Source organism: Streptomyces iranensis (genome assembly GCF_017874715.1).
Lineage (GTDB): Bacteria > Actinomycetota > Actinomycetes > Streptomycetales > Streptomycetaceae > Streptomyces > Streptomyces iranensis.
Genome location: NZ_JAGGLR010000028.1, coordinates 1 through 20,952 on the forward strand (window position 1 = coordinate 1; position 20,952 = coordinate 20,952).

Consider the following 20,952-nt stretch of genomic DNA (forward strand, 5'->3'; position numbering starts at 1 on the left):
CCGAGGAATATCGCGAGTACTCCTACGCCATGTCGCACGCGCTCTACATGGCATCCCAGTGGGCCCGGTTCGCCGACCTCGGCGTCCGCTGGACCACGGGCAACGGCCTGATCGGGGAGAAGCCGGGCCTGTCACGGACACTCTTCGGCGGCGCGCCGGGCTTCGTGCGCACTCCGGAAGCGATCGTGCGCGAGCAGCTGAGCGAGTTCTTCCACGGCGGCGGACATGTCGTGGACAGCGAGGTGAAGGGCAACGCCGAGGTCTCCACCCGGGAGACACCGCTGGGCTCGTCCTACGAAGCGCTGGTGACGAATGCCACCGTCGACAAGAATGGAACGCTCAGCGTCCTCGTCGTCAACCGCTCACCTGACGACGACGTCAAGTCCCGGGTTGACCTAGGGGGGTTTCGGCATGCCGACACGGTCGACGTGTCCGTGGTGGCGGGCAGGAGCTACGACGACTTCAACAACGACGAACACCCCGACGCCGTCACGATCAAAAAGTCCCACGCCACGGCGAAGGGCGACTCCCCGACCCTGAACTGGACGTTCCCGGCACACTCGGTCACCCTCCTGCGGTTCCCACCAGAAAGCGACTAAAGGATTTCCCATGCAGAATCCCTCCATGCTCCCGGCCATCGATTTCACGCAGCACGATTTCGAGTCCGAGGCCCTTGTCGTACGCACGGACCATTCGGACGACGAAGCATGGCGGGCCGTCGTCGACCTGCTCAATCGGCCCGACCGCAATGGGTTCGAGGTGCACACCTACCTGGTCGACAACCGTGCGTTCACCGGGGCGAGTCCGGATGACGTGCTCTCCGCCGCCGCCGCCGAACCAGCGCTCGAGGTCGTGTTCTTGGCCGATGCCGCCACCATGACGGGCGAGCACACCCTGCTCGCGGTGTCGACCAGAAGCCAGGAGCTGGAGGAGGGAGACATGGAGCTCGCCCGCGAGTTCCGTCTGTTGCCACCGGAAGTCAATTTGATGCACGTGAACCTGGCCATCGGACATATGGACTTCTGGGAATTCGCGTATAACGCGTCGCTCGCCGCGGATGGCATTCTCCGCCTGTGATCGCATATCGATATACCACATGCACCACATGTACCAATGGAGCAAGGCATGACAGTCGACTCACCGACTCTGCAGAGGGCGGTAGCGGAACTCGAGAGGCTCCTGCCCGCCGATCGGGTCATCACCGGGGGTCCCGAGTACGCGACGGGCACCGCGCTGTGGAACGGCGCGGTGGCCTCCAGGCCCGCGATTCTGCTGCGCTGCACATCGACCGCCGAGGTGCGGGCAGGAGTCCGGACGGCTCGTGAGTTCGGTCTGCCGCTGTCGGTACGGAGTGGAGGCCATGACTGGGCGGGGCGTGCGCTCAGCGACGATGGGCTGACGCTGGATCTGACACCGATGTGCTCGGTGCACATCGATGTGGGGGCCCGTCGGGCAACCGTCGCCGGAGGCGCCAGGGCAAACCATGTGCTCGCCGCCGCCGACCGGTACGGATTGGTCGCCGCCACCGGCACCATCGGCACCGTGGGCATGGCCGGGCTGACCCTGGGCGGTGGATACGGCCCGTTGGGCGGCCGATTCGGCCTCGCCGCCGACAACTTGACGAGTGCCGAGGTGGTGCTGGCCGACGGGTCCGTCGTGCGGACCGACGACGAGCACGAGCCGGACCTGTTCTGGGCGCTGCGCGGCGGAGGTGGCAACTTCGGCGTGGTGACGTCCATGGAGATCCGTCTGCACGCGGTGCCCACCGTGGTCACGGGGACGGTGCTGTATTCGCTGCGGCAGGCCCCGAAGGTCCTCGCCCGGCTGGAGGATGTCCTGTCGGACTGCCCGGACGCGTTGACGGTCCAGACCGGAGTCATCAATGGTCCCCAGGGGAAGCCCATGGTCACGCTGCGGCCGACCTGGTCCGGCGAGCCGGTCGTCGGCACGGATCCGGCCGGTCCGGTACAGCGGCTGACGCGCCTGGGCACCGCCGCGGTGGCCGAGTTCGAGACCGGTTCGTTCGCGGCCGCGACAGCCGCACGGGACACGATGTTCCCGGACGGGCGGTACGTCACCATCCGCGCGCGGTCCCTCCCCCGCCACACCCCTGAGGTGGTGGACGCCCTGGTGCAGGGGGCCAAGGCGATGACGTCGCCCCTGTCGGCCTTCTCCCTGCACCATTTCCACGGAGCGGCCGCCCGCGTCCCGTGGTCGGACACGGCCTTCGCGTTGCGCAAGCCGCATATGATGGCCGAGGTCATCGCCGTGTGGACACCGGAGAAGGACAGCGGCCGGCACGCCGCCTGGGCCGATGCCACCTCGGCGGCGCTGGAGCCGCACGCCTTCGCCGGCGGTTACGCGAACCTGCTGGGGCCCGAGGCCACCGACCAGATCCCCTACGTCTACGGCGGCAACACCGCCCGGCTGCTCGCGATCAAGGGAACCGTCGACCCGGACGGCGTGTTCCAGGGCATTCCCCTGCCGAAGACGGCGCCCCAGGCGCTGAGCCACAGGTGACATAGGGCCGCGGCCGTGGGTCATATCCATCCAACGTATTGACATATCAATTGAGTGAGATCACTCTCTTCGCATGGCCGAACGTGACCTCCCGCTGTACGAGCAGATCCGCCGGGAGCTGGAGGGCAACATCCGGGACGGCCGGTGGCAGCCCGGGACCCGGGTGCCCACCGAGGCCGAACTCGGAGAACAGTTCGGCGTCTCGCGGATCACCGTGCAGCGCGCGCTGCGCGAGCTCGTGGACGCCGGGCTGGTCGTCCGGTACCGCAGGCACGGCACGTTCGTGGCGCAGACCACCGATGAGGAGAATCTGCTCCGCTCCGCGGGCGTGCTGACCAGCGGGCCCGAGGCCCACGGCGACCACCGGGTGATCAGCGCCAAGGTCCTGCCCGCGGGCGGCGCGGCCCTGCGGCTGTCCGGCCTGGACGACAACGACGCCGTCGTACAGCTCCATCGCCACAAGCTGAGCCCCGACGGCAGCCGCGTGACCGGCACGGAGCTCGCCGTCCTGCCCTTCCGATTCGCCCCCGACCTGCTCGACCAGGATCTGGTCACCATCACGAGCCATATGTATCTCCGCGACCGCGGCGTGCCACTGCAACGCTCGCGGCTCTATGTGGAGCCGTACTCCCTGGACGAGGAGCACGCCGAGCTCTTCGGCCTGAAGCCGGGTACCGCGGTCTTCCGCTGGCTGCGCACTACCTGGGCGGAGAACGACGAGGTGGTCGAACACCTCGAGATGATCCTGCCGACCGACACCTCCCGCTTCTACGTGGAGACCTCTCTCCAAGGCCGCTGACCCCTGTTCGCCTCCCCGCCGAACCGTTTCCCCGCGTCCCCTCTCCCCCGGCCACCCCTCGTCTCCCCCTCCCCTCCCGCCTCCTCCGGTCGCGGGAACGGCACTTCCATCCCTCATCGCAGGAGGTAGCCATGCCATCCCCCCGATCAGCCCTGCCCGCCCTGTGTGCCGTGACCAGCGCCCTCACGCTCACCGTCGCCGTCACCGGCTGCGGCGCCCCCAAACCCTCCGCCGGTGGCGGCAAGGGAGGCGTCCTGGTGGTGGCCGGCTATGGCGGCTCGTTCGAGACGGCGTTCCGCGACTCGGTCCTGCCCGCGTTCGAGAAGGGCTGCGGCTGCAAGGTCACCTACATCCCCGGCTCCTCCACCGACACCGTCGCCAAGCTCAAGGCGCAGCGCGCCAATCCGCAGATCGACGTGGCGCTGGTGGACGACGGTCCCCAGGCGCAGGCGCTGGAGGCCGGGCTGCTCGCGTCCATCGACACCAAGGTGGTGCCGGTGGACGACGTGGTGAAGATCGCCCGGATGGAGAACGACTCGGGGGTGGGGTTCGGGCTGACGGCCACGGGCATCGCCTACAACCCCGAGTGGTTCGAGGATCATGGCATCCCCAAGCCCACCACCTGGGAGGATCTGGCCAACCCCAAGCTGAAGGACAAGGTGGTCCTCCCCTCGATCACCAACACCTATGGGGTGGGGCTGCTGGTCGGCGCGTCCAAGGCGAACGGCGGCTCGGAGAGGGACGTCGACCCCGGTCTCACGGCGGTCAAGAAGATCGCCAAGAACGCGGCGACGTTCGACACCACCGCCGATGTGTCCAACTACTTCCTCCAGGGCCAGGCCGCCGCCTCGGTGTGGGGGGTGTCGCGCACCTCAACGCTGGCGGAGAAGGACTTCCCGATCGAGTTCGTCTACCCCAAGGACGGTGCGATCGGCCTGGTGACCACGGCGAACGTGGTCAAGAAGGCACCGCATGAGGAACTTGCCCAGAAGTTCGTGGCGCATCTGCTGAAGCCGTCCGTCCAGCGGGCGCTCGCCAAGGCGACCTACGACGGCTCGGTGGTCCTGGGCGTCAAGGAGGACCCCGCCCTGAAGAACAAGGTCGTCAGCACCGACAAGGTGGACTCCCTGCTGAAGCTCGACTGGAAGACCATCAACAAGAACCGCTCCGCCTGGACCGACAAGTGGAACAAGCAGGTGGAGAGCAAGTGACCGCGGGGACGGACACCGTGGGCAAGGAGACCGTGCCGGCCGGGTCCGATACCGCCACGCGGGCAGGGAGCACCCGTGGGCGACTGGTCCTCAAGGGGATCCACAAGGCCCTCGGCGGCAAGGAGGTCGTCCGTGGCATCGACCTCACGATGGAGCCCGGGGAGTTCCTCACCCTGCTCGGTCCGTCGGGATGCGGCAAGAGCACCACGCTGAACATGGTGGCGGGCCATCTGCTGCCCGACTCCGGCGTGGTGGAGGTGGACGGCCGCGACATCACCCGGCTCCCGGCGAACCGGCGCGCCATGGGCATGGTGTTCCAGTCCTACGCCCTCTTCCCCCATATGACGGTGGCGGAGAACATCGCGTTCGGCCTGCGGATGCGCAAGGTCGGCGCGGCCCGGCGCAGGCGCAGGGCGGCCGAGGCCCTGGAGCTGGTGGGGCTCGACGGCATGGGCGAGCGCTATCCGCGCCAGCTCTCCGGCGGGCAGCGCCAGCGCACGGCCCTGGCCAGAGCGCTGATCGTGGAGCCCGATCTGCTGCTGCTCGACGAGCCGTTCTCCAACCTCGACGCCCAGCTCAGAGTGCGTCTGCGCGAGGAGGTCGCCGCCCTCCAGCGCCGGGTGGGCACCACCACGATCCTGGTCACCCACGATCAGGACGAGGCGCTCGCGGTGTCGGACCGGATCGCGGTGATGGCCGAGGGGGCGATCCATCAGCTGGACGTCCCCGAGACCGTGTATCTGCGCCCGGCCACGGACTTCGTGGCGCAGTTCGTCGGCGAGGTCAATGTGCTCGACGGGGTCGCGGCGGGGGCGGCCGCCGAAGGGCACCGCTGCTGGATCGGTGACACCCACCTCGTCACGGCGACACCGGTGGGCACCGCGCCGGGCGACGGCGAGGCGGTACGGCTCTATGTGCGGCCGGAGGCCGTACGCGTGCTGGCCATACCCGAAGCCGTGTCCGGGAAGGGTCGCTCGGCGAGCACATCGGCCCATACGGCGGCGGAGCCGGGGCTTCCCGGCACCGTCGAGGCCACCCGTTTCCTCGGCACCCGTGTCCGCTGCGTCGTGGCCACGGCCGCGGGACGCATCGAGGCCACGCTGCCGTTCGGTTCCGAGGTGCCCGGACTGGGCGAGGAGGTGATCTGCGCATGGCAGCCACAGCACGCGTCGCTGACGGCACGGCCCTGAGTCCCGACGGCTCGGCGCCGACGCCGGGGGTTCCCAAGCCGGTCAGGAAGCGCGGCCCGTGGCGCACCGGTCTGCTGCTGGCCTCCCCCGCCATCGCGGTGCTCGCCCTGCTCTTCATCGCACCGCTGTTCATGCTGGTGTACAACAGCTTCCGCACCCAGGCGGGCGATCCCACGCTGCACAACTACACGCGGTTCCTGGGGGACTCCTTCTACCGGGATGTGCTGTGGCACACCCTGTGGATCGGCGCGCTGACCACCCTCGGTTGCCTCGTGGTGGGCTACCCGTTCGCCGTCTATCTGCGCGGCCGCTCCCCCAGGGCACGCAACTACCTCTCCCTCGTACTGCTGTCGCCACTGCTCATCTCCATGGTGACCAGGGCGTACGGATGGCTGGTGCTGCTCGGGCCGAAGGGGCCGATCGCGGACGGGTTCCACGCCCTGGGCCTGGACGCGCCGAAGATGCTGTACAACGACACCGCGGTCGTGGTCGGCATGGTGCATGTGATGCTCGCGTACATGGTGCTGCCGCTGATGGGCAGCCTGGACCGGATCGACCCGGCCCTTGCGCCCGCGGCCAAGGGCCTGGGGGCGAGCGGCTGGACGTGCTTCTGGCGGATCACGGTCCCGCTGTCCTTGCCGGGGATGCTGGCCGGTTCGCTGATCGTGTTCAGCCTGACCGTCTCCAGCTTCGTCACCCCGGCGATCCTGGGCGGGCCCACGGTGAAGCTGATGCCGTACTTCGTCTACACCGAGGCGACGTCCAATCTGAACTGGCCGTACGCGGCGGCGATCGGCTTCGTCCTGATCGTGGTGACGACGATTCTGACGGCCGTGTACGCCCGGCTGCTGCGCGGGCGTGGTGGCAAGGAGGTGTTCGCGTGACCACGGCAACGGAAACTGAAACGGCGACGGCAGCGAGCAAGCCCGCGGGCAAGCCGATCGCCGCGGGCGCGGGCGGCCGCGCGAGGCGCCTGCTCGGCGCCGCGTTCGCCGCGCTCGTCGGCCTGTTCCTGCTGGCGCCCGTGCTGGTGACCATCGCCTCCTCGCTCACCACGACCAGCTACGTCACCTTCCCGCCCAAGGGGCTGACCCTGCACTGGTACGCGGAGCTGCTGAACCGCCCCGAGTTCCTGGACTCGTTCCTGCTCAGCATCGGCGTGGCGGCGGGAGCGGCCGTGGTGTCCACGGCGCTCGGGCTCGCCGCCGGACTGGCCATCCACCGCTATCCGTTTCCGGGGAAGTCGGTGCTGGACAGGCTGTTCTCGAGTGCCTTCGCCGTGCCGACGATCGTGCTCGGCATCGGGCTGCTCCAGTGGTACGCCCAGCTCGGCATGGCGTCCAGCCCGCTCACCCTGCTGCTGGCGCATCTGGTGCTGACCGTCCCGTACACCGTGCGCCTGGTGCTGGCCGGGCTCGCCGGGCTCGACCGGTCGGCGGAGCTGGCCGCCGCCGGGCTGGGTGCGAAGGCACCGCAGGTGTTCTGGCATGTGACGCTGCCCGCCGTGCGCGGGCCGCTGATCGCGGGGGCGTTCTTCGCCCTGATCACGTCCTTCGACGACCTGACGATCGCGTTGTTCGTGGTGACCACGGACATGCAGACCCTGCCGGTGCGGATCTTCAACTACCTCCAGTACAACTACGACCCGACCGTGACCGCCGTCGGCACCGTGATGGTGCTCTTCGCCGCGGTGGCCGTCGTCATCATCGAGCGCGTCGTGGGCGTCGCGCATCTGTTCGGGGCCGACCCCGAGCACTGACCTTCGTGCCAAGGAGGATTCCCGTGCGAGTTGTGGTCATCGGAGCCGGAGTGGTGGGCGCGGCGGTGGCGGCGGAGCTGGCCGCGCGTGGCGCCCGGGTCACCGTGCTGGAGGCCGATCACCCCGGAGCGGGCACCACCGCGAACTCGTTCGCCTGGATCAACAGCGCGAACAAGGAGCCGGAGCCGTACTTCGCGCTCAACCACGCCGGTATCCGCGCACACTACGAGTTGGCCGGGGAAGGGGCGCCGTGGTTCTTTCCCACCGGAAACCTGGAGTGGGCGGTGACGGACCGGCACAAGGAGGTGCTGGCCGGGCGGGTGGCGCGGCTGAGGGCCAGGGACTACCCGGTGGAGTGGATCACCGCGGAACAGGCCCGGGAGCTGGAGCCGGACCTCGCGCCGGCACCGTCCCACGCCGTGTTCGCCTTCTTCCCCGAGGAGGCGTACACCCTGCCCGTGCTGCTGCTGTCCCGGCTGCTGGGCGCCGCCAGGGACCGTGGCGCGAGGGTGGTCGGCGGCGCCAGGGTGACCGCGATCGAACACGGCCCGGCCGGAGCCACGGTGATCTGCGCCGACGGCGGCCGCCACCCGGCGGACACGGTGGTGAGCTGCGCGGGCCGGTGGACGCAGGGAGTGGCCCAACTGGCCGGTGCGCACGTCCCCATGGCGGACCCGGATCTCGCGGGCTCGGCCACGGTGGGCTTCCTCGCCACCACCGCACCGGCGGCCGCGCGGCTGTCGGGCGTGCTGACCGGCCCACGGCTGAACGTCCGCCCGGACGGCGGCGGTCGGCTGCTGCTCCAGGCCCTGGACCTGGACGCGACGGCGGACCCCGCCAAGCCGTACGCGCCCGATGGCGAGATCGCCACTGACATGCTGGCCCGCCTGCCCGAGGTGCTGAACGGCGCCGAGGGCACCGTGGTGGAGAAGGTCCGGGTCGGCCGGCGCGCCATGCCGGGCGACGGCTTCACGGTGGCGGGCTTCCCCGCCACCGACGTTCCGTTCTATGTGGTGGCGACCCACAGCGGCATCACCCTGGCCCCGCTGCTCGGCCGCCTGGTCGCGGACGAGCTCTACGGCGATGAGTCCCCCCTGCTGAAGGACTTCCGGCCCGGCCGCTTCACCTCGGGCGCGGTCCTGCCCCCGCCGCCTCCGGCCCGCCGTCCGGGCGAACAGTGAGGCGGGCGCCCGGAGCTGTGCTCCGGGCGCCTCGGATTATCACGGGGTCGCGGGGTCGCGGGACGGCCCCGCGACCCCCGGGGCCGGGGTTCCTGGCCCGTTCCGTGCGGCCTGCTCCATGCGTGCCTACTCCATGCGTGCCTACTGCATGCGTACCTACTGCATGCGCCCTACTCCGTGTGGCGGCCCGCGTTGAACGCCAGCCGGTAGGCGTGCGGTGAGGTGCCCACGAGGCGTGTGAAGTGGTAGCGCAGCGAGGCGTGTGAACCGAATCCGGCCTCCTCCGCGATCTGTTCGGCCGCCAGGTTCGTCGTCTCCAGCAGCCGCCGGGCCCGGTCGATGCGCATCTGCAGCAGCAACTGCTGCGGAGTGGTGCCGACCTGATGCCTGAACTTCCGGTTCAGGCTGCGCACACTCATCGCGGCATGCCGTGCGATCGACGTGAGGTCCAGCGGCGCCGTCAGGTTCTCCTCCATCCAGTCAATGGTCGACTGGAGCGAGTCGCTCGCATCGTCCGGGCTGACGTGCTCGATGAACTGCGCCTGGCCGCCGTCCCGCCAGGCGGGCATGATGATGCGCCGGGCGGTTTGCGCGGCCAGTTCCGCCCCGGCCTCGGTCCGTATGAGATGCAGGCACACATCCAGTCCGGACGCCACACCGGCCGAGGTGAGCGTCTGCCCGTTGTCCACGAACAGCACAGCGGGATCGACGTCCACCGCGGGGTATTTCCGCGCGAGGTCGTCCGCCCACTGCCAGTGGGTCGTGGCCCGCAGCCCGTCGAGCAACCCCGCGGCGGCCAGGGTGAAGGCACCCACGCAAATCGACGCCACGCGGCTTCCGCGCGCGGCCGCGTCGCGCAGCACCTGGACCACCGCCGAATCCGGAGGATCGAGAAACCGTTCGGTGCCGGGGACGATGACGATCTCCGCATCGGCCACCGCGTCCAGGTCGTGGGGAGTGCGCAGCTCCGTCGCGCCCCAGTCGGCCGCGGTGCTGATGGACCGGCCCGATGCGCACAGACGAACCTCGTAGCGGGGCGGGGACGCCGGGCCGGGGCCGCCCACCGTATTGGCCATGCCGAAGACCTGACCCGGGGTCATCAGCTCGAATCCGATCGCTCCATCGAGTCCGAGCACCGCAACAACCGTCACGGCCAGATCTTAGCAAGACATGGCCATCTGGCCACTTGAGGAGTTGATCACGGGCTCGGAGACTGATGTCCACCCCCACTTGAGCACCGGTCCGGGGCATGGAGCGTTCCCGGCGGCCGGCCTTCCGACAAGGAGCACTTCGATGAGCGGCGACGGCTACTCCAGCGCCTTCCCGGACACCACACTCGCCCGTGCGGCCCACACCTATCTGCTCGGGATCGCCGCCACGACCCTGGTCAACCACAGCCTCCGCAGCTATCTGTTCGCGCGGGCCATCGGTGACCACAAGGGCCTGCGGGCGGGTGCGGACTACGACGACGAGCTGCTCTTCCTGGGGTGTGCGCTCCACGACATCGGCCTCACCGAGGAGGGCGACGGCGAGCAGCGGTTCGAGGTCGACGGCGCCGACCTGGCCGCCAGGTTCCTGATCGAGAACGGGCTGAGCGCGGCCAAGGCGGAGATCGTCTGATGCGCGATCGCGCTGCACACCTCGCAGGGGATCGCCGGCCGCAAGCGCCATGAGATCGCCCTGGCCCAGTCGGGGATCGGAGCGGACATCTTCGGCTTCGGGGCGGACCTGCTTCCCGAGGGCCACGGCCTCAGCGTTCACGCGGACTACCCCAGGCTCGACCTGGGCCACGAAATCCGCGACATCATCGTGGCGCAGGCGGCCGCGAAGCCGCACAAGGCCCCGCCCTTCAGCTTCCCCGGCGAGCTCCTGAAGGAGCGGTCGCCCCAGGCCGTGGTTCCCGGCTACGGCCAGTTGCTGGCGTCCTGTCCGTGGGAGTCATGAGCCGGTCAGTCGCCCGGCACACCGGGCCTGGCGGGGCACACCGGGCCCGGCGGGGCACACCGGGCCCGGCGGGTCGAACGGTCTCAGGGGCCGTCGGCGCAGTCGAGTGCCGTGAGGTCGATGGCGTCGGCCAGCACCTGCATCCCCTTGTCGTTGGGGTGCAGATGGTCGCCGTTGTCGAAGAACGGCAGGATGCGCTCGGGGTCGTAGGGGCTGCGCAGGGCGCGGTCGAAGTCGGTCACCGCGTCGAACTCACCGCTGCTTCGGACGAAGGCGTTGACCTCCTGGCGTACCCCCTCCGCGGCCGTGTCCCATTCGCTCCAGCCCTTGAAGGGCCCCACGGTGGCACCGACCACGCACATGCCGGCCGCGTGCGCCCGCTCGATGATCCGGCGGTATCCGGCGATCATGTCCGCGGCGGTGACGCCGGTGTGCGCCTTGATGTCGTTGACCCCCTCGAAGAGGAACACGGTCCGCACGCCCGGGAGGGACAGGACATCACGGTCGAGCCGGTTCAGGGCGCTCTGCCCGGCACCGTCGGCGAGGACCTTGTTGCCGGAGATCCCCTCGTTCGCCACTCCCTCGACGTCGGTGGCCGCCTGCCGCAACCGGCGCGCGAGGTAGTCGGGCCAGCGGCGGTTGAGATCGGTGGTGGACTGCCAGCCGTCGGTGATGGAGTCGCCGAGCGCGGCCACGGCACCGGTCGCGGCGGATGTCCGGACGGTGGCGGCGTCGAGGTAGAACCAGGAGCCGGTGGTGTCCGTCCAGTGCGCGCCGCTCTCCTCCCCCGTGTGGTCGCCCTGGGTCGTGTACGACGTCTGCATCGCCATCCCGTGGCCCGTCGCCGGACCGGCCGCGTCGGGGGTGTGCAGGCTGACGACCAGGTTGGTGGCGGCGGGCAGACTGCCGGGCAGGGCGTCGCTGAGCACCACCTCGCCCGCCGGGATGGTGACGGTGGGCCCGCCGCCGAAGGTCAACCGCCGGTTGCTGCCCCGCTTCAGCTCGGCGCCCGACTTCTGCACGCCGACGTAAGAGCTGTCGAGGGTCAGCGGCCGGTCGCCGAAGGCGTTGGAGAGGCGGATGCGCAGATCGCTTCCGCCGACGCTGGTGTGCACGACCATCCGGTAGCCGCGGTCCGGTGTTCCGTCTCCTACGCGATCCGCGCTCGCCGCCCAGGTGACGACGTCATGTCGGCCGCTCGCCGCCGCGGCGGGTGTGGCGTGCAGCGCGGCGGCCGCGAGCAGTACGACGCCCAGGCCGCCGATGGCGGCACGGCGAGCCGTCATCGGGCGAGCCCCTTCAGCGTGACGGACGCACCGGGCTCCAGGCGGACCGTGCGGGAGGTGGAGCCATGGGCCACCGTCGTCGTCCGGCCACCGACGCTGCGGATCGTGACGGACGTCGGTACCCCCTGCCGCCAGCGCAGATCGACGACGAAGCCGCCTCGCGCGGCCAGTCCCGTGACCGAGCCGGACGCGGCCCAGGCGTCGGGCAGGGCGGGGAGGAGTTCCAGGTGGCCGGGGCGGGAGTACAGCAGCATCTCGCTCATCGCCGCCGGGGTGCCGAAGTTGGCGTCGATCTGGAAGATGCCGCGGCCCTTCTCCACCTCGTAGATGTCGAAGAGGTTGAACGCGGTGCCGTTGCTGCCGTCGGTGGACGGGCGGAGGTTGTTGGCCACAAGCTGATATGCCGTGTCGGCGTCCTTCAGCCGCGCCCAGCACGCGGCCCGCCAGGCGTTGGCCCAGCCGAAACTGTTCATGCCGCGCGCGGTGAGCAGGGCGGTGGCCCCGTCCACCAGTTCCTGGGGAGTGGAGCCGTCGGGGCGGATGCGGTCGCCGGGGAACAGGCCGATCAGCGGGGACAGATGGCGGTGGGTGGTCTCCCCGAGGTTGTCGGGGGACATCCACTCCTGGAGCCAGCCGGTCTTCGGGCTCACCTCCGGCAGGTACAGCTTCCTGCGCAGCGAGGCGATCGTGTCCGCGTAGGCGGTGTCCCGCTTCAGCTCGGCCGCCGCGGCGGCGAAGTTGCCGAACAGCGCCCACACCAGCTCCTGGGCGTAGGTGATGCCCTTGGCGTCCTGCGGGCCGTGTTCTGGCGACCAGTCCTTGTCGTCGATCAGCACCTCCCTGGAGGTGCCGGGGAGGGTGGTGGTGAGCAGCCGGGCCTCCCAGAACTCACAGGCGCCCTTGAGCAGGGGGTAGATCTTCGCCAGATACGCCCGCGACTGGGTGTACTCGTAGTGCTCGTACAGGCTGTTGCTCAGCCAGGCGTTGCCGGCGGGATGCCACCACCAGCCGCTTCCGCCGTGGATGTTGGTGGAGAAGGCGACGGTCCAGCCGGCGACCTTCTCTGTGGAGTTGCGGTAGCGGTTGCGCGGGTCGTTGAAGAGGTCGTGGGTGAGCTTGGCCCAGGACGGGAGCTGGGCCAGGCAGTAGTCGGCGAAGGCGTCGAAGCACGAGGACAGGCCCGCGCGGTCGGCCATCCAGTAGTTCATCTGGATGTTGATGTCGGTGTGGTAGTCGCCCATCCAGTCCGGGTCGTTGCCGTCCAGCCAGAGGCCCTGGAGGTTCAGGGGGAGGCTGTCGCGCGAGCCGGAGATCATGAGATAGCGGCTGAACTGGAGGTAGGCGGCCTCCAGTTCGGGGTCGGGCACACCGTCCCGGGCGCGTGCGGTGAGGCGCTTCCAGGTGTCCAGGGAGCGCTGGGCGTCCGTGGAGGTGCCGAGCGAGAGGGTGAACCGCTCGTACAGGCGGCGGTAGTCGGCGATATGGGTGCGCCGCAGAGTGTCCGCAGAGTGCCGGGCGGCGGCGAGAACCTTCGTACGGGCCAGCCCCTCGGGGTCGAGGGTGGGGTCGCGGTAGCCGCGGTCGGCGTCGGGCGCGTAGTTGGTGCCGCCGCTGACCACCACGGTGAGGTCCTTGCAGCCGGAGAAGTCGACGCGAGTGCCGTTGACGCGGACCCGGCCGCCGCTGCCGTACGCCGTGACCGCCGCGCCGTATCGCAGGCCGTTGGGGAAGGACGCGCCGAACGACTCCGCACTCGCGGGCTTTTCGCCGTGGGTGCCCTCCAGGGTGACGCTGCCGGTGTAGCGTCCGCCACCGCTCTGGGTGAAGTGCAGGACGATCGCGTCATCGGGGTGGCTGGCGAAGATCTGGCGCCGGTAGGTGACGCCGGAGTGGGCGTAGGAGCTGGTGACCAGCCCTTGCGCGAGGTCGAGGGTGCGGCGGTAGCCGTTGACGCCGGACAGGTCGTGGTCGGGGATGTCCACGGTGAGCCGGGCCAACAGGGTGAACGAGCCGAAGTCGCCACGTCCGTAGGGGAATTGGCCATCGGCGTCGAGGGTGTCGTTGAGGCCGCCGGTCCACATCGTGGCGTCGGTGATCAGAAGCAGCTCGCGGCCGGGGTCGTTGCTCGCGAGGGCGCCGAGGCGGCCGTTGCCGACCGGCAGGCCCTGCTCGATCAGCGAGCCCTCGTCGCCGGGGGCCTGCCACCACAGCTCGTCGTGTGAGGTGCCGGTGAGCGGCGGGGTGTCGGCCGGGCGGCGGGGCGCGGCGGAGGCGGTGAAGGCGGGCAGGGCGCCGAGGGCCAGGGTGAGTCCGGCCGTCGCCGCGAGGGACAGCGCGGTTCGTCTGCTGGGGTCTGTGCCGGAGTCTCTGTCGAGGTCTCCGTCGGGGTCTCTGCCGGTGTCGGTCGGGCGGGGGTTCATGGCGGCTCCAGGCGTCTGAGATCGGCAGATCGGCAAGGGGCCCGGCCGAGGGGCCGGGCCCCTTGGTGTTCAGGAGGACTTCGGTACGTCGATCCGGTCGATGTCCGGTGCGTAGCCGGAACCGCTGTCGAACGTGATGGTGTTGGAGCCGGCCTTGAGCGTCACCGGAACGTAGACACTATTGACGGTGGACCAGTCGCCTGTCGAGGGGAACTTGTGGCGGGTGGCGCCGCCGCCGTTGGCCGAGACATCGGCGGAGCGGGCGTCACCGCTGACGTAGGCCACCTTGATCTGGTAGGTGCCGGCCTTGTCCACGACGACGTCGTTGATGGTCAGCTTGGACCCGGTGTAGAGGTTGCCGACCTTGTGGCCGTCGGAGCAGGCCGGGCAGTCGGCCACGGAGGCGTTGCCACCGAGGGTGTTCGCGGGGGACTCGGCCTCGATACCGGTCCATGTGAGCGCGTCGCCGCGCGGGGTGACCGTGAAGAGGCGGGAGCCGTGGGCGGGCAGGGCCTGGGTGATCCGGTTCTTGTGAGTGCCGAGGTTCTCGTGGTTCCACAGGTCCCGGACCGCGGCCTTGCCGGTGAAGCCGAGCGTCGACCAGTCGGCGGTCACCGAGGCCGGTCTGTCGGCCAGGTTGAACAGGGCGACCGTGTAGCTGCCGTCGTGGTTCTTCGCGGCCCACACCTGCTGGGGGTCGGACGGCGTGACCGGTTGCGCGGGCGGGGTGTCGCCCTGGTTGACGGCGATGACCTCGCGGTTGGTCAGCAGCGACAGCCCGTAGGAGTCCAGCTTGGTCACATCGTCGCCGGTGTAGAGCGGGGACTTGGCGATCGCCCACAACGTGGCGTAGCTCTGCCGCTCGGCCTTGGTCAGGCCGTCCATCTCGCCATTGCCCACATCGAGGGAGTCGAGGTCGTTCCAGCCGCCGGGACCGGCGTGCCGGGTCCAGGCCGGGGTGTCGTCCCAGCGGTCGTCGACGGAGTTCTCCCAGCTGACGAGCGTGTTGCAGTAGCACTCGACGTCGGTGTCGACGCGCCAGCCGTTGGAGTGCTTCTTCCAGTCGTCGGCGTGCCCGATGTCCAGGGACCAGGACAGCTCCAGGTGGATCGGGCGGCCGGTGGCGGAGATCGCCTTCTGCCAGGCGGCCACGTCGGCGACGTTGTTGTAGTTGTCGCCGCTCTTGAAGGAGCCGGGGCCCACACCGTCGAGCTTGAGGAAGTCATAGCCCCAATCGGCGAACATCCGCGCCTGGGAGTCGATGTACTTCTGTGCGCAGGGGTCGGAAAAGTCGATCTTGTACGCGCTGTCCCAGCCGTTGGTGGTGCGCAGGTCGTCGTAGACGATGTCGGCGGTGGTGCAGCCCTCGGCGTTCCAGATCGGCACCTTGCCCCCGCCGTACGCCTCCTTCTCCAGGCCGACGGGCAGATAGATACCGGCCTTGAGGCCCTTGGAGTGGATGCGGTCGGCGACCGACTTCATACCGCTGGGGAAGCGCACCGGGTCGGCCTTCTGCCGGCCGTACTCGTCGAACTCGGGCGTCCACGCGTAGTCGCGCCACCAGCCCGCGTCGATGTTGATGTAGTCGTAGCCGTACTTCTTGAGCTTGGCGGCGACGGCATCGGTCTGCTTGAGGACGTTCGCCTCGGTGAGGTAGCTGTAGTCGCCGTTCGGGGTGAGGCCCGGGTACTTCGACGACTGCATGCTCCAACTGGACCAGCCCATATAGGGCTTGGCGGCGGCGGTGGCCGAGGACGCCGGGGTGGCGTCGCCTTTGCCGGGCTGTGCCTGCGCCGCCGGGGCGGCCGTGGCGAGGCCCGCGGCGAGGGCCAGGACGACGAGGGATCTCAGACCGCGTACGGGCATGACGGGGTACGAGGGTGACCGCATGGGTCTGCCTCCTGGGGGTGTGGTTCGGGGAACGGGGTGGCGGGAAGACGCGGCGGGATTCGGGGGTACGGCGGTGGAGGTTGCCCTTGCCTCAACCGACGGTGGGGGAAGGGCAGCGCGATCGAGGCAGACAGAGGTGGCCGGACGAGGCCCGGCGGGGCGATCAGACGTCAGGGGAAGACGACCGCGCGGCAGAGGCGGTCGCCGCGTCCGCGACGGGATCGGGGAGAGGTCGCGAAGGGCACGGAGTTCCCGGTCGTGTCAGGCGGGCGGCGTCATGGCTGCTGCTCTCCTCCTCGGCCGCGCTGGTTCGCGTCTGATCTGATGAAGGACTGGATGGCGGTGGCCGCGGCTCCACGGGCCCATTCATCGAAGGGCAGCGGCCGGATCTGTACATCGCACCGCGCCGCGGAGCCGAAGGCCGCCGTGGCGAAGGCGTCACGGATGTGATCGGCGAACAGGTCATAGGCGGCCAGGCCCTCGCCGGAGATGATCACGCGTTCGGGGCCGAGCAGATTGGCCACGGTGGCGATACCGCGACCGATGGCGTCCCCTGCCCGTGCGTAGATCTCCCGTGCCCCGGCCACCCCGTCGTGGGCCAGTCCGGCGGCCTCGACCGCGTCGGCCACCTGGACCCCCGTGGCCGCGCGGACCTGACGGACGATGGCGTCGTCGCTCGCGATGGCCTCCACACAGCCGCGGTTGCCGCAGTGGCAGCGGGGGCCCGCCGGGTCGACGGTGACGTGTCCGATCTCGCCCGCCACGCCGTGGGCCCCGGCCACCACCCCGCCGTGGACCACGAGACCGCAGCCGATGCCCGCGCCGACCGTCACGACGGCGAAGCCGGACAGTCCCACGCCCGCCCCGAACCACTGCTCGGCCACGGTCAGCGCGCGCACGTCGTTGTCGACGGTCACCGGCAGACCCGTGGTCATGGCGGCGAGTTCGGCGAGTGGCACATCACGCCACTCCAGGAAGGGCGAGTAGCGCACCACGCCCTCGGCGCGGTCCACATCGCCGGATACGGCCATGCCCAGACCCGCGACGCGCACGCCGAGGCCGTCCGCCTCGATGAGCAGCTCCCGGACGAGTTCCGCGGCCGTCCCCAGCACCGCCCTGGGGTCGCGGGCGGGGAGGGGGATGTGCCGGGCGACGAGGATCCGGCAGCACAGGTCGGTGAGCACACCGATGATCGTGTCCCCGGTCACCTTGACCCCGATGAACAGCGCGCGGCCGCCATCAACCCGCACCAGGTTCGCGGGCCGCCCGAGCGCCGGGCGCGCGTCCTCGTCCACGTCCTCCACCAGGTAGCCGGCCTCGATCAGGGGACGGACCGCCTTGGTGACGGCCGCGGCCGACAGCCCCGCCCGCCGCGCCACTTCCAGGCGGGTGAGAGGGCCCTGCGACAGGACCGTGGTGAAGATCTGCGAGGCGGCCGACGTATGCGCCGGGAACGACTCGACAGCGGAGGGCGAGGACATGGCCGGGAACCTAGGCTCCTTATTTTCCGCTGTCAATGAAAGAAGCAAGAATCTCCTGAGGATTGCCTGTGAGCCCTGATCCCGCTTCCAAAGCCCGACTCATGCAGGGGTGTTGACATGTGATCGAAGGTCTCGTTGGCTTATTGGGCGACCCTCTTCCCTCACTCGCCGAGCGCCCCGCATCCGTACGCCGCACCCGTCGCTCCCCCGCCGTCCTTCGAACGTGAGGCCCGATGCCGACGATCTCCCGTGCCCCGGACACCGGGGTCTGGCTGCTGACCACGCCCCGTACCTCGTACGCCGTGCACATCGACGGGACGGGCGCGCCCTGCCACCTCGCCTGGGGGCCGCGGCTGACGCCGCGGGAGGCGGAGGAACTGGTCGTGCCCGCCGGGGAGGCGGCGAGCAGCTTCGAGGGGCGGCCCGCGGTGGGCGAGGAACTGCCGGTCGACGGCGGCACGCGCTACGGCACGCCGTCCCTCCAGGTCCGGTACGAGGACGGCTCACGCGGCTTCGAGTGGCAGCCGACCGGGCACCGCGTCGTCACACCGTCCGATGGCGTCAGCGAACTCCGGCTGGAGTTCCGCGACCGCCACTACCCGCTGCATGTCGCGCTCCACTACCGGGTGCGGGACGACACGGATGTCATCGAGCGCTGGACGGTGCTGCGCAACGACGGTGCGCAGCGGGTCAGCCTGCTGCGCGCCGACTCGGCGGCCTGGTCCCTGCCGCCGCTGGCCGACTACCGGCTCAGCCATGTCACCGGCCAGTGGTCCGCGGAGAGTCAGCTGCGCCGCGAGCGCCTGCCGCACGGGGAGACCGTGCTGACCAGCAGGCGTGGCATCCCCAGCCACCACGCCAGTCCCTGGGTGATGGTCGACGAGGGCGACGCCGGCGAGGAGCACGGCCGCGTGTTCGGCGCGGCCCTTGCCTGGAGCGGGAGTTGGCGCATCACCACGCAGCGCACACCGGACGGACGCGCGGGTTTCACCGGTGGCGTCGGCCACGAGGGCATATGCGTACCGCTCGCGCCGGGCGAGGAATTCGCCACCCCGGTGTTCGCCGGGCTGTTCACGGACGGCGGGTTCGGCGCGGCGAGCCGGGCCTGGCACGCGTACACGCTGCGCCACGTCCTGCCGCACGGGCGGGAGGTGGCGCCCGTGCTCTACAACTCCTGGGAGGCCACCGGCTTCGACGTGGACGAGGCGAACCAGAAGGCGCTGGCCGAGCGGGCCGCCGCCCTGGGCGTGGAGCTGTATGTGGTCGACGACGGCTGGTTCGGGGCCCGGCGCAGCGACCACGCGGGGCTGGGCGACTGGACCCCGGCCCGGGAGCGCTTCCCGCGGGGCCTCGGCCCGCTGGCGGATACGGTGCACCGCCTGGGCATGCGCTTCGGCATCTGGGTGGAGCCGGAGATGGTCAACCCCGACAGCGACCTCTACCGCGAGCGCTCCGACTGGGTCCTGCACACCCCCGGCCGGGCCCGCAGCGAGCTGCGCAACCAACTCGTCCTGAACTTCGCCCGCGACGACGTGGCCGACTGGGCCTACGGCTGGCTGACCCGGCTGGTCACCGACCACGGCATCGACTTCCTCAAGTGGGACATGAACCGCGCCTTCAGCGAGGCCGGGTGGCCCGGCACGCCGGACGGCCACGATCGGCTGTGGACGCGCTATGTGGCCAATCTGTACGGCGTCCTCGACCGGCTCCGGACCGACCACGCCGGGCTGCGCATCGAGACGTGCAGTGGCGGTGGCGGACGCGTGGATCTGGGCATCCTCACCCGCACGGACCAGGCGTGGGCGTCGGACAACACCGACGCCGTCGACCGTCTGGTCATCCAGCACGGCTTCGGTCAGCTCCACCCGGCGCGCACGATGTCCGCGTGGGTGACCGATGTGCCCAATCAACTCACCTCCCGCACCGTGCCGTTGAGGTTCCGCTTCCATGTGGCGATGTGCGGGCTGCTGGGCATCGGCGGGGATCTCGCCCGCTGGTCCGAGGCGGAACTCGCCGAGGGCGCCGACCTGGTGGCCGAGTACAAACGGGTGCGCCACCTCGTCCAGCACGGCGCCCTGTACCGGCTGTCCGGGCCGCACGGCGAGGTACCGACCGTGGTGCAGTACGCCGCCGAGGACGGCGCCGAGGCCCTGGTGCTGGCCTGGCAGCGCGGCCCGCGCCACGGAGTCCCGCGGCTGCCGGTACGGCTGCGCGGGCTCACCCCCGGCGCCCGCTACCGCGACACCCGCACCGGTGCGGTGCACCACGCCACCGTGCTCGCCGAGTACGGATTCCGCCCGGACCTTCCGTCCGGTGACTGGGCGAGCACGGCCGTACACCTGGTCAGGGCGGGGCAGGACGAGACGTGACACCGCCACTGCCGCGGTAGGCGGCGGTGGCGACTTCGACGAACGAACGGATCAGGGGGTTCGTGTCGGCCTCGTTCCACGCCACCACCACGCGGCTCGGCGCCATGTCGATCAGCGGCACCACGGTGAGCCCGTCCGGCGGCTCGTGGTCCACGAGCGTCATGCCGACCGTGCCGTTCCACAGCACGGCTTGCCTGCATTCCTGGACGCCACGCACCACCGGGCCCTCTCGAGGCTCCCCGCCACTCCAGTACGACTGCCAGAGGGGGTCGGTGCCCTCCGGGAACAGGAACCAGCGGCGGTCCGCCAGATCGGCCAGCTTCAGGCTGTCGCGGCGGGCCAGCGGATCGTCGGCCCGCAGCAGTGCGCCCACCGGGTCGGCGCGCAGCTCGTGCACGGTCAGCCCGGTCTCGTCGAACGGCCCGCGGGTCAGGGCGATGTCCACCAGCCCGGCGTGCAGCCCGCAGGTGGGATCGGTCAGATCCGTCTCGCGGATATGGACCTCGACGCCCGGGTGCCGCCGGTAGTAGGCGCCGGCCAGCCGGGTGGCGCCCGGGTCGGTGCTGTCCCCCAGGATGCCCACGGTGAGGCTCGCGGTGCCGGCCGCCGCGGCCACGCGTACGCGTACCCGGTCGGCGTGGTCGAGCAGGGCTCGTGCCTCATCGAGCAGCACGGCCCCCACCGGGGTGAGCGTGACACCGGCGGACGACCGGCAAAACAGCGCGGCGCCCAGCTCGGTCTCCAGCTGCTTGATCGCCCGGCTCAGTGGCGGCTGGCTCATATGCAGCCGGACGGCGGCCCGGCCGAAGTGGAGTTCCTCGGCGACCGCCACGAAATAGCGCAGCGTACGTAGCTCCATGGTGCAACGATACCCATCCGGTATCGACACCGCAGAAGAAGTC

General features: G+C 70.3%; 17 protein-coding genes. 11 read left to right on the forward strand and 6 right to left on the reverse strand.

Annotated elements, in window-relative coordinates; all coding sequences use genetic code 11:
* The 9 genes from J2Z30_RS39755 to J2Z30_RS39795 form a co-directional block, all read left to right on the forward strand.
* On the forward strand, positions 1 to 599 hold a 599-nt coding region (locus tag J2Z30_RS39755), incomplete at its 5' end, for an alpha-L-arabinofuranosidase C-terminal domain-containing protein (protein ID WP_209469029.1).
* Positions 600 to 609: 10 nt separating this feature from the next.
* Complete coding sequence (locus J2Z30_RS39760; protein ID WP_052701143.1) at positions 610 to 1,077, forward strand: DUF6924 domain-containing protein; 468 nt, start codon at positions 610 to 612, stop codon at positions 1,075 to 1,077.
* Between the two features lie 48 nt (positions 1,078 to 1,125).
* Positions 1,126 to 2,520, forward strand: a complete 1,395-nt coding sequence (locus J2Z30_RS39765) for an FAD-binding oxidoreductase (RefSeq protein WP_044567149.1) — start codon at positions 1,126 to 1,128, stop codon at positions 2,518 to 2,520.
* Between the two features lie 73 nt (positions 2,521 to 2,593).
* Positions 2,594 to 3,319, forward strand: coding sequence for a GntR family transcriptional regulator (locus tag J2Z30_RS39770; protein ID WP_044567150.1), 726 nt, complete (start codon positions 2,594 to 2,596; stop codon positions 3,317 to 3,319).
* 131 nt (positions 3,320 to 3,450) lie between these two features.
* On the forward strand, positions 3,451 to 4,530 hold the full coding sequence (locus J2Z30_RS39775) for an ABC transporter substrate-binding protein (protein WP_078956419.1): 1,080 nt from the start codon (positions 3,451 to 3,453) through the stop codon (positions 4,528 to 4,530).
* Positions 4,527 to 5,720 carry an ABC transporter ATP-binding protein gene (locus J2Z30_RS39780; protein WP_052701144.1) on the forward strand — a complete coding sequence of 398 codons (1,194 nt, stop codon included), beginning with the start codon at positions 4,527 to 4,529 and terminating at the stop codon, positions 5,718 to 5,720. The genes J2Z30_RS39775 and J2Z30_RS39780 overlap by 4 nt, the downstream gene beginning before the upstream one ends.
* A complete protein-coding gene (locus tag J2Z30_RS39785) occupies positions 5,681 to 6,604 on the forward strand; it encodes an ABC transporter permease (protein ID WP_052701145.1) in 924 nt (307 codons plus the stop codon). Before J2Z30_RS39780 ends, J2Z30_RS39785 begins: the two co-directional genes overlap by 40 nt.
* Positions 6,601 to 7,479: an ABC transporter permease gene (locus tag J2Z30_RS50235; protein WP_209469030.1), complete on the forward strand. Its 879-nt coding sequence runs from the start codon at positions 6,601 to 6,603 to the stop codon at positions 7,477 to 7,479. Before J2Z30_RS39785 ends, J2Z30_RS50235 begins: the two co-directional genes overlap by 4 nt.
* 23 nt (positions 7,480 to 7,502) lie before the next feature.
* The gene (locus J2Z30_RS39795) at positions 7,503 to 8,660 is read left to right on the forward strand and encodes an NAD(P)/FAD-dependent oxidoreductase (protein ID WP_044567151.1); all 1,158 of its coding nucleotides are present in this window, start codon (positions 7,503 to 7,505) and stop codon (positions 8,658 to 8,660) included.
* Between the two features lie 170 nt (positions 8,661 to 8,830).
* On the opposite strand, the gene J2Z30_RS39800 is transcribed toward J2Z30_RS39795, so the two are convergent.
* A complete protein-coding gene (locus J2Z30_RS39800; RefSeq protein ID WP_044567152.1) occupies positions 8,831 to 9,811 on the reverse strand; it encodes a GlxA family transcriptional regulator in 981 nt (326 codons plus the stop codon).
* A gap of 142 nt (positions 9,812 to 9,953) precedes the next feature.
* Between J2Z30_RS39800 and J2Z30_RS39805 the strand changes: the two genes are divergently transcribed.
* The gene (locus J2Z30_RS39805; RefSeq protein ID WP_052701146.1) at positions 9,954 to 10,280 is read left to right on the forward strand and encodes an HD domain-containing protein; all 327 of its coding nucleotides are present in this window, start codon (positions 9,954 to 9,956) and stop codon (positions 10,278 to 10,280) included.
* Positions 10,281 to 10,687: 407 nt separating this feature from the next.
* Here J2Z30_RS39805 and J2Z30_RS39810 read toward each other — a convergent pair whose 3' ends face one another.
* The 4 genes from J2Z30_RS39810 to J2Z30_RS39825 form a co-directional block, all read right to left on the reverse strand.
* Positions 10,688 to 11,890, reverse strand: coding sequence for an SGNH/GDSL hydrolase family protein (locus J2Z30_RS39810; RefSeq protein ID WP_044567153.1), 1,203 nt, complete (start codon positions 11,888 to 11,890; stop codon positions 10,688 to 10,690).
* Positions 11,887 to 14,310 (reverse strand): glycosyl hydrolase family 95 catalytic domain-containing protein, encoded by a 2,424-nt coding sequence (locus J2Z30_RS39815; RefSeq protein ID WP_245388981.1) that lies wholly within the window; start codon positions 14,308 to 14,310, stop codon positions 11,887 to 11,889. The genes J2Z30_RS39810 and J2Z30_RS39815 overlap by 4 nt, the downstream gene beginning before the upstream one ends.
* A gap of 69 nt (positions 14,311 to 14,379) precedes the next feature.
* Complete coding sequence (locus J2Z30_RS39820; protein ID WP_044567154.1) at positions 14,380 to 16,200, reverse strand: alpha-galactosidase D; 1,821 nt, start codon at positions 16,198 to 16,200, stop codon at positions 14,380 to 14,382.
* 275 nt (positions 16,201 to 16,475) lie between these two features.
* On the reverse strand, positions 16,476 to 17,681 hold the full coding sequence (locus J2Z30_RS39825; protein ID WP_044567155.1) for an ROK family transcriptional regulator: 1,206 nt from the start codon (positions 17,679 to 17,681) through the stop codon (positions 16,476 to 16,478).
* 233 nt (positions 17,682 to 17,914) lie between these two features.
* Here J2Z30_RS39825 and J2Z30_RS39830 point away from each other — a divergent pair, with 233 nt between their 5' ends.
* Positions 17,915 to 20,050, forward strand: coding sequence for an alpha-galactosidase (locus J2Z30_RS39830; RefSeq protein ID WP_044567156.1), 2,136 nt, complete (start codon positions 17,915 to 17,917; stop codon positions 20,048 to 20,050).
* On the opposite strand, the gene J2Z30_RS39835 is transcribed toward J2Z30_RS39830, so the two are convergent.
* Positions 20,025 to 20,909: a LysR family transcriptional regulator gene (locus J2Z30_RS39835; RefSeq protein ID WP_044567158.1), complete on the reverse strand. Its 885-nt coding sequence runs from the start codon at positions 20,907 to 20,909 to the stop codon at positions 20,025 to 20,027. The two genes, J2Z30_RS39830 and J2Z30_RS39835, sit on opposite strands and share 26 nt — an antisense overlap.
* Between the last annotated feature and the right edge of the window lie 43 nt (positions 20,910 to 20,952).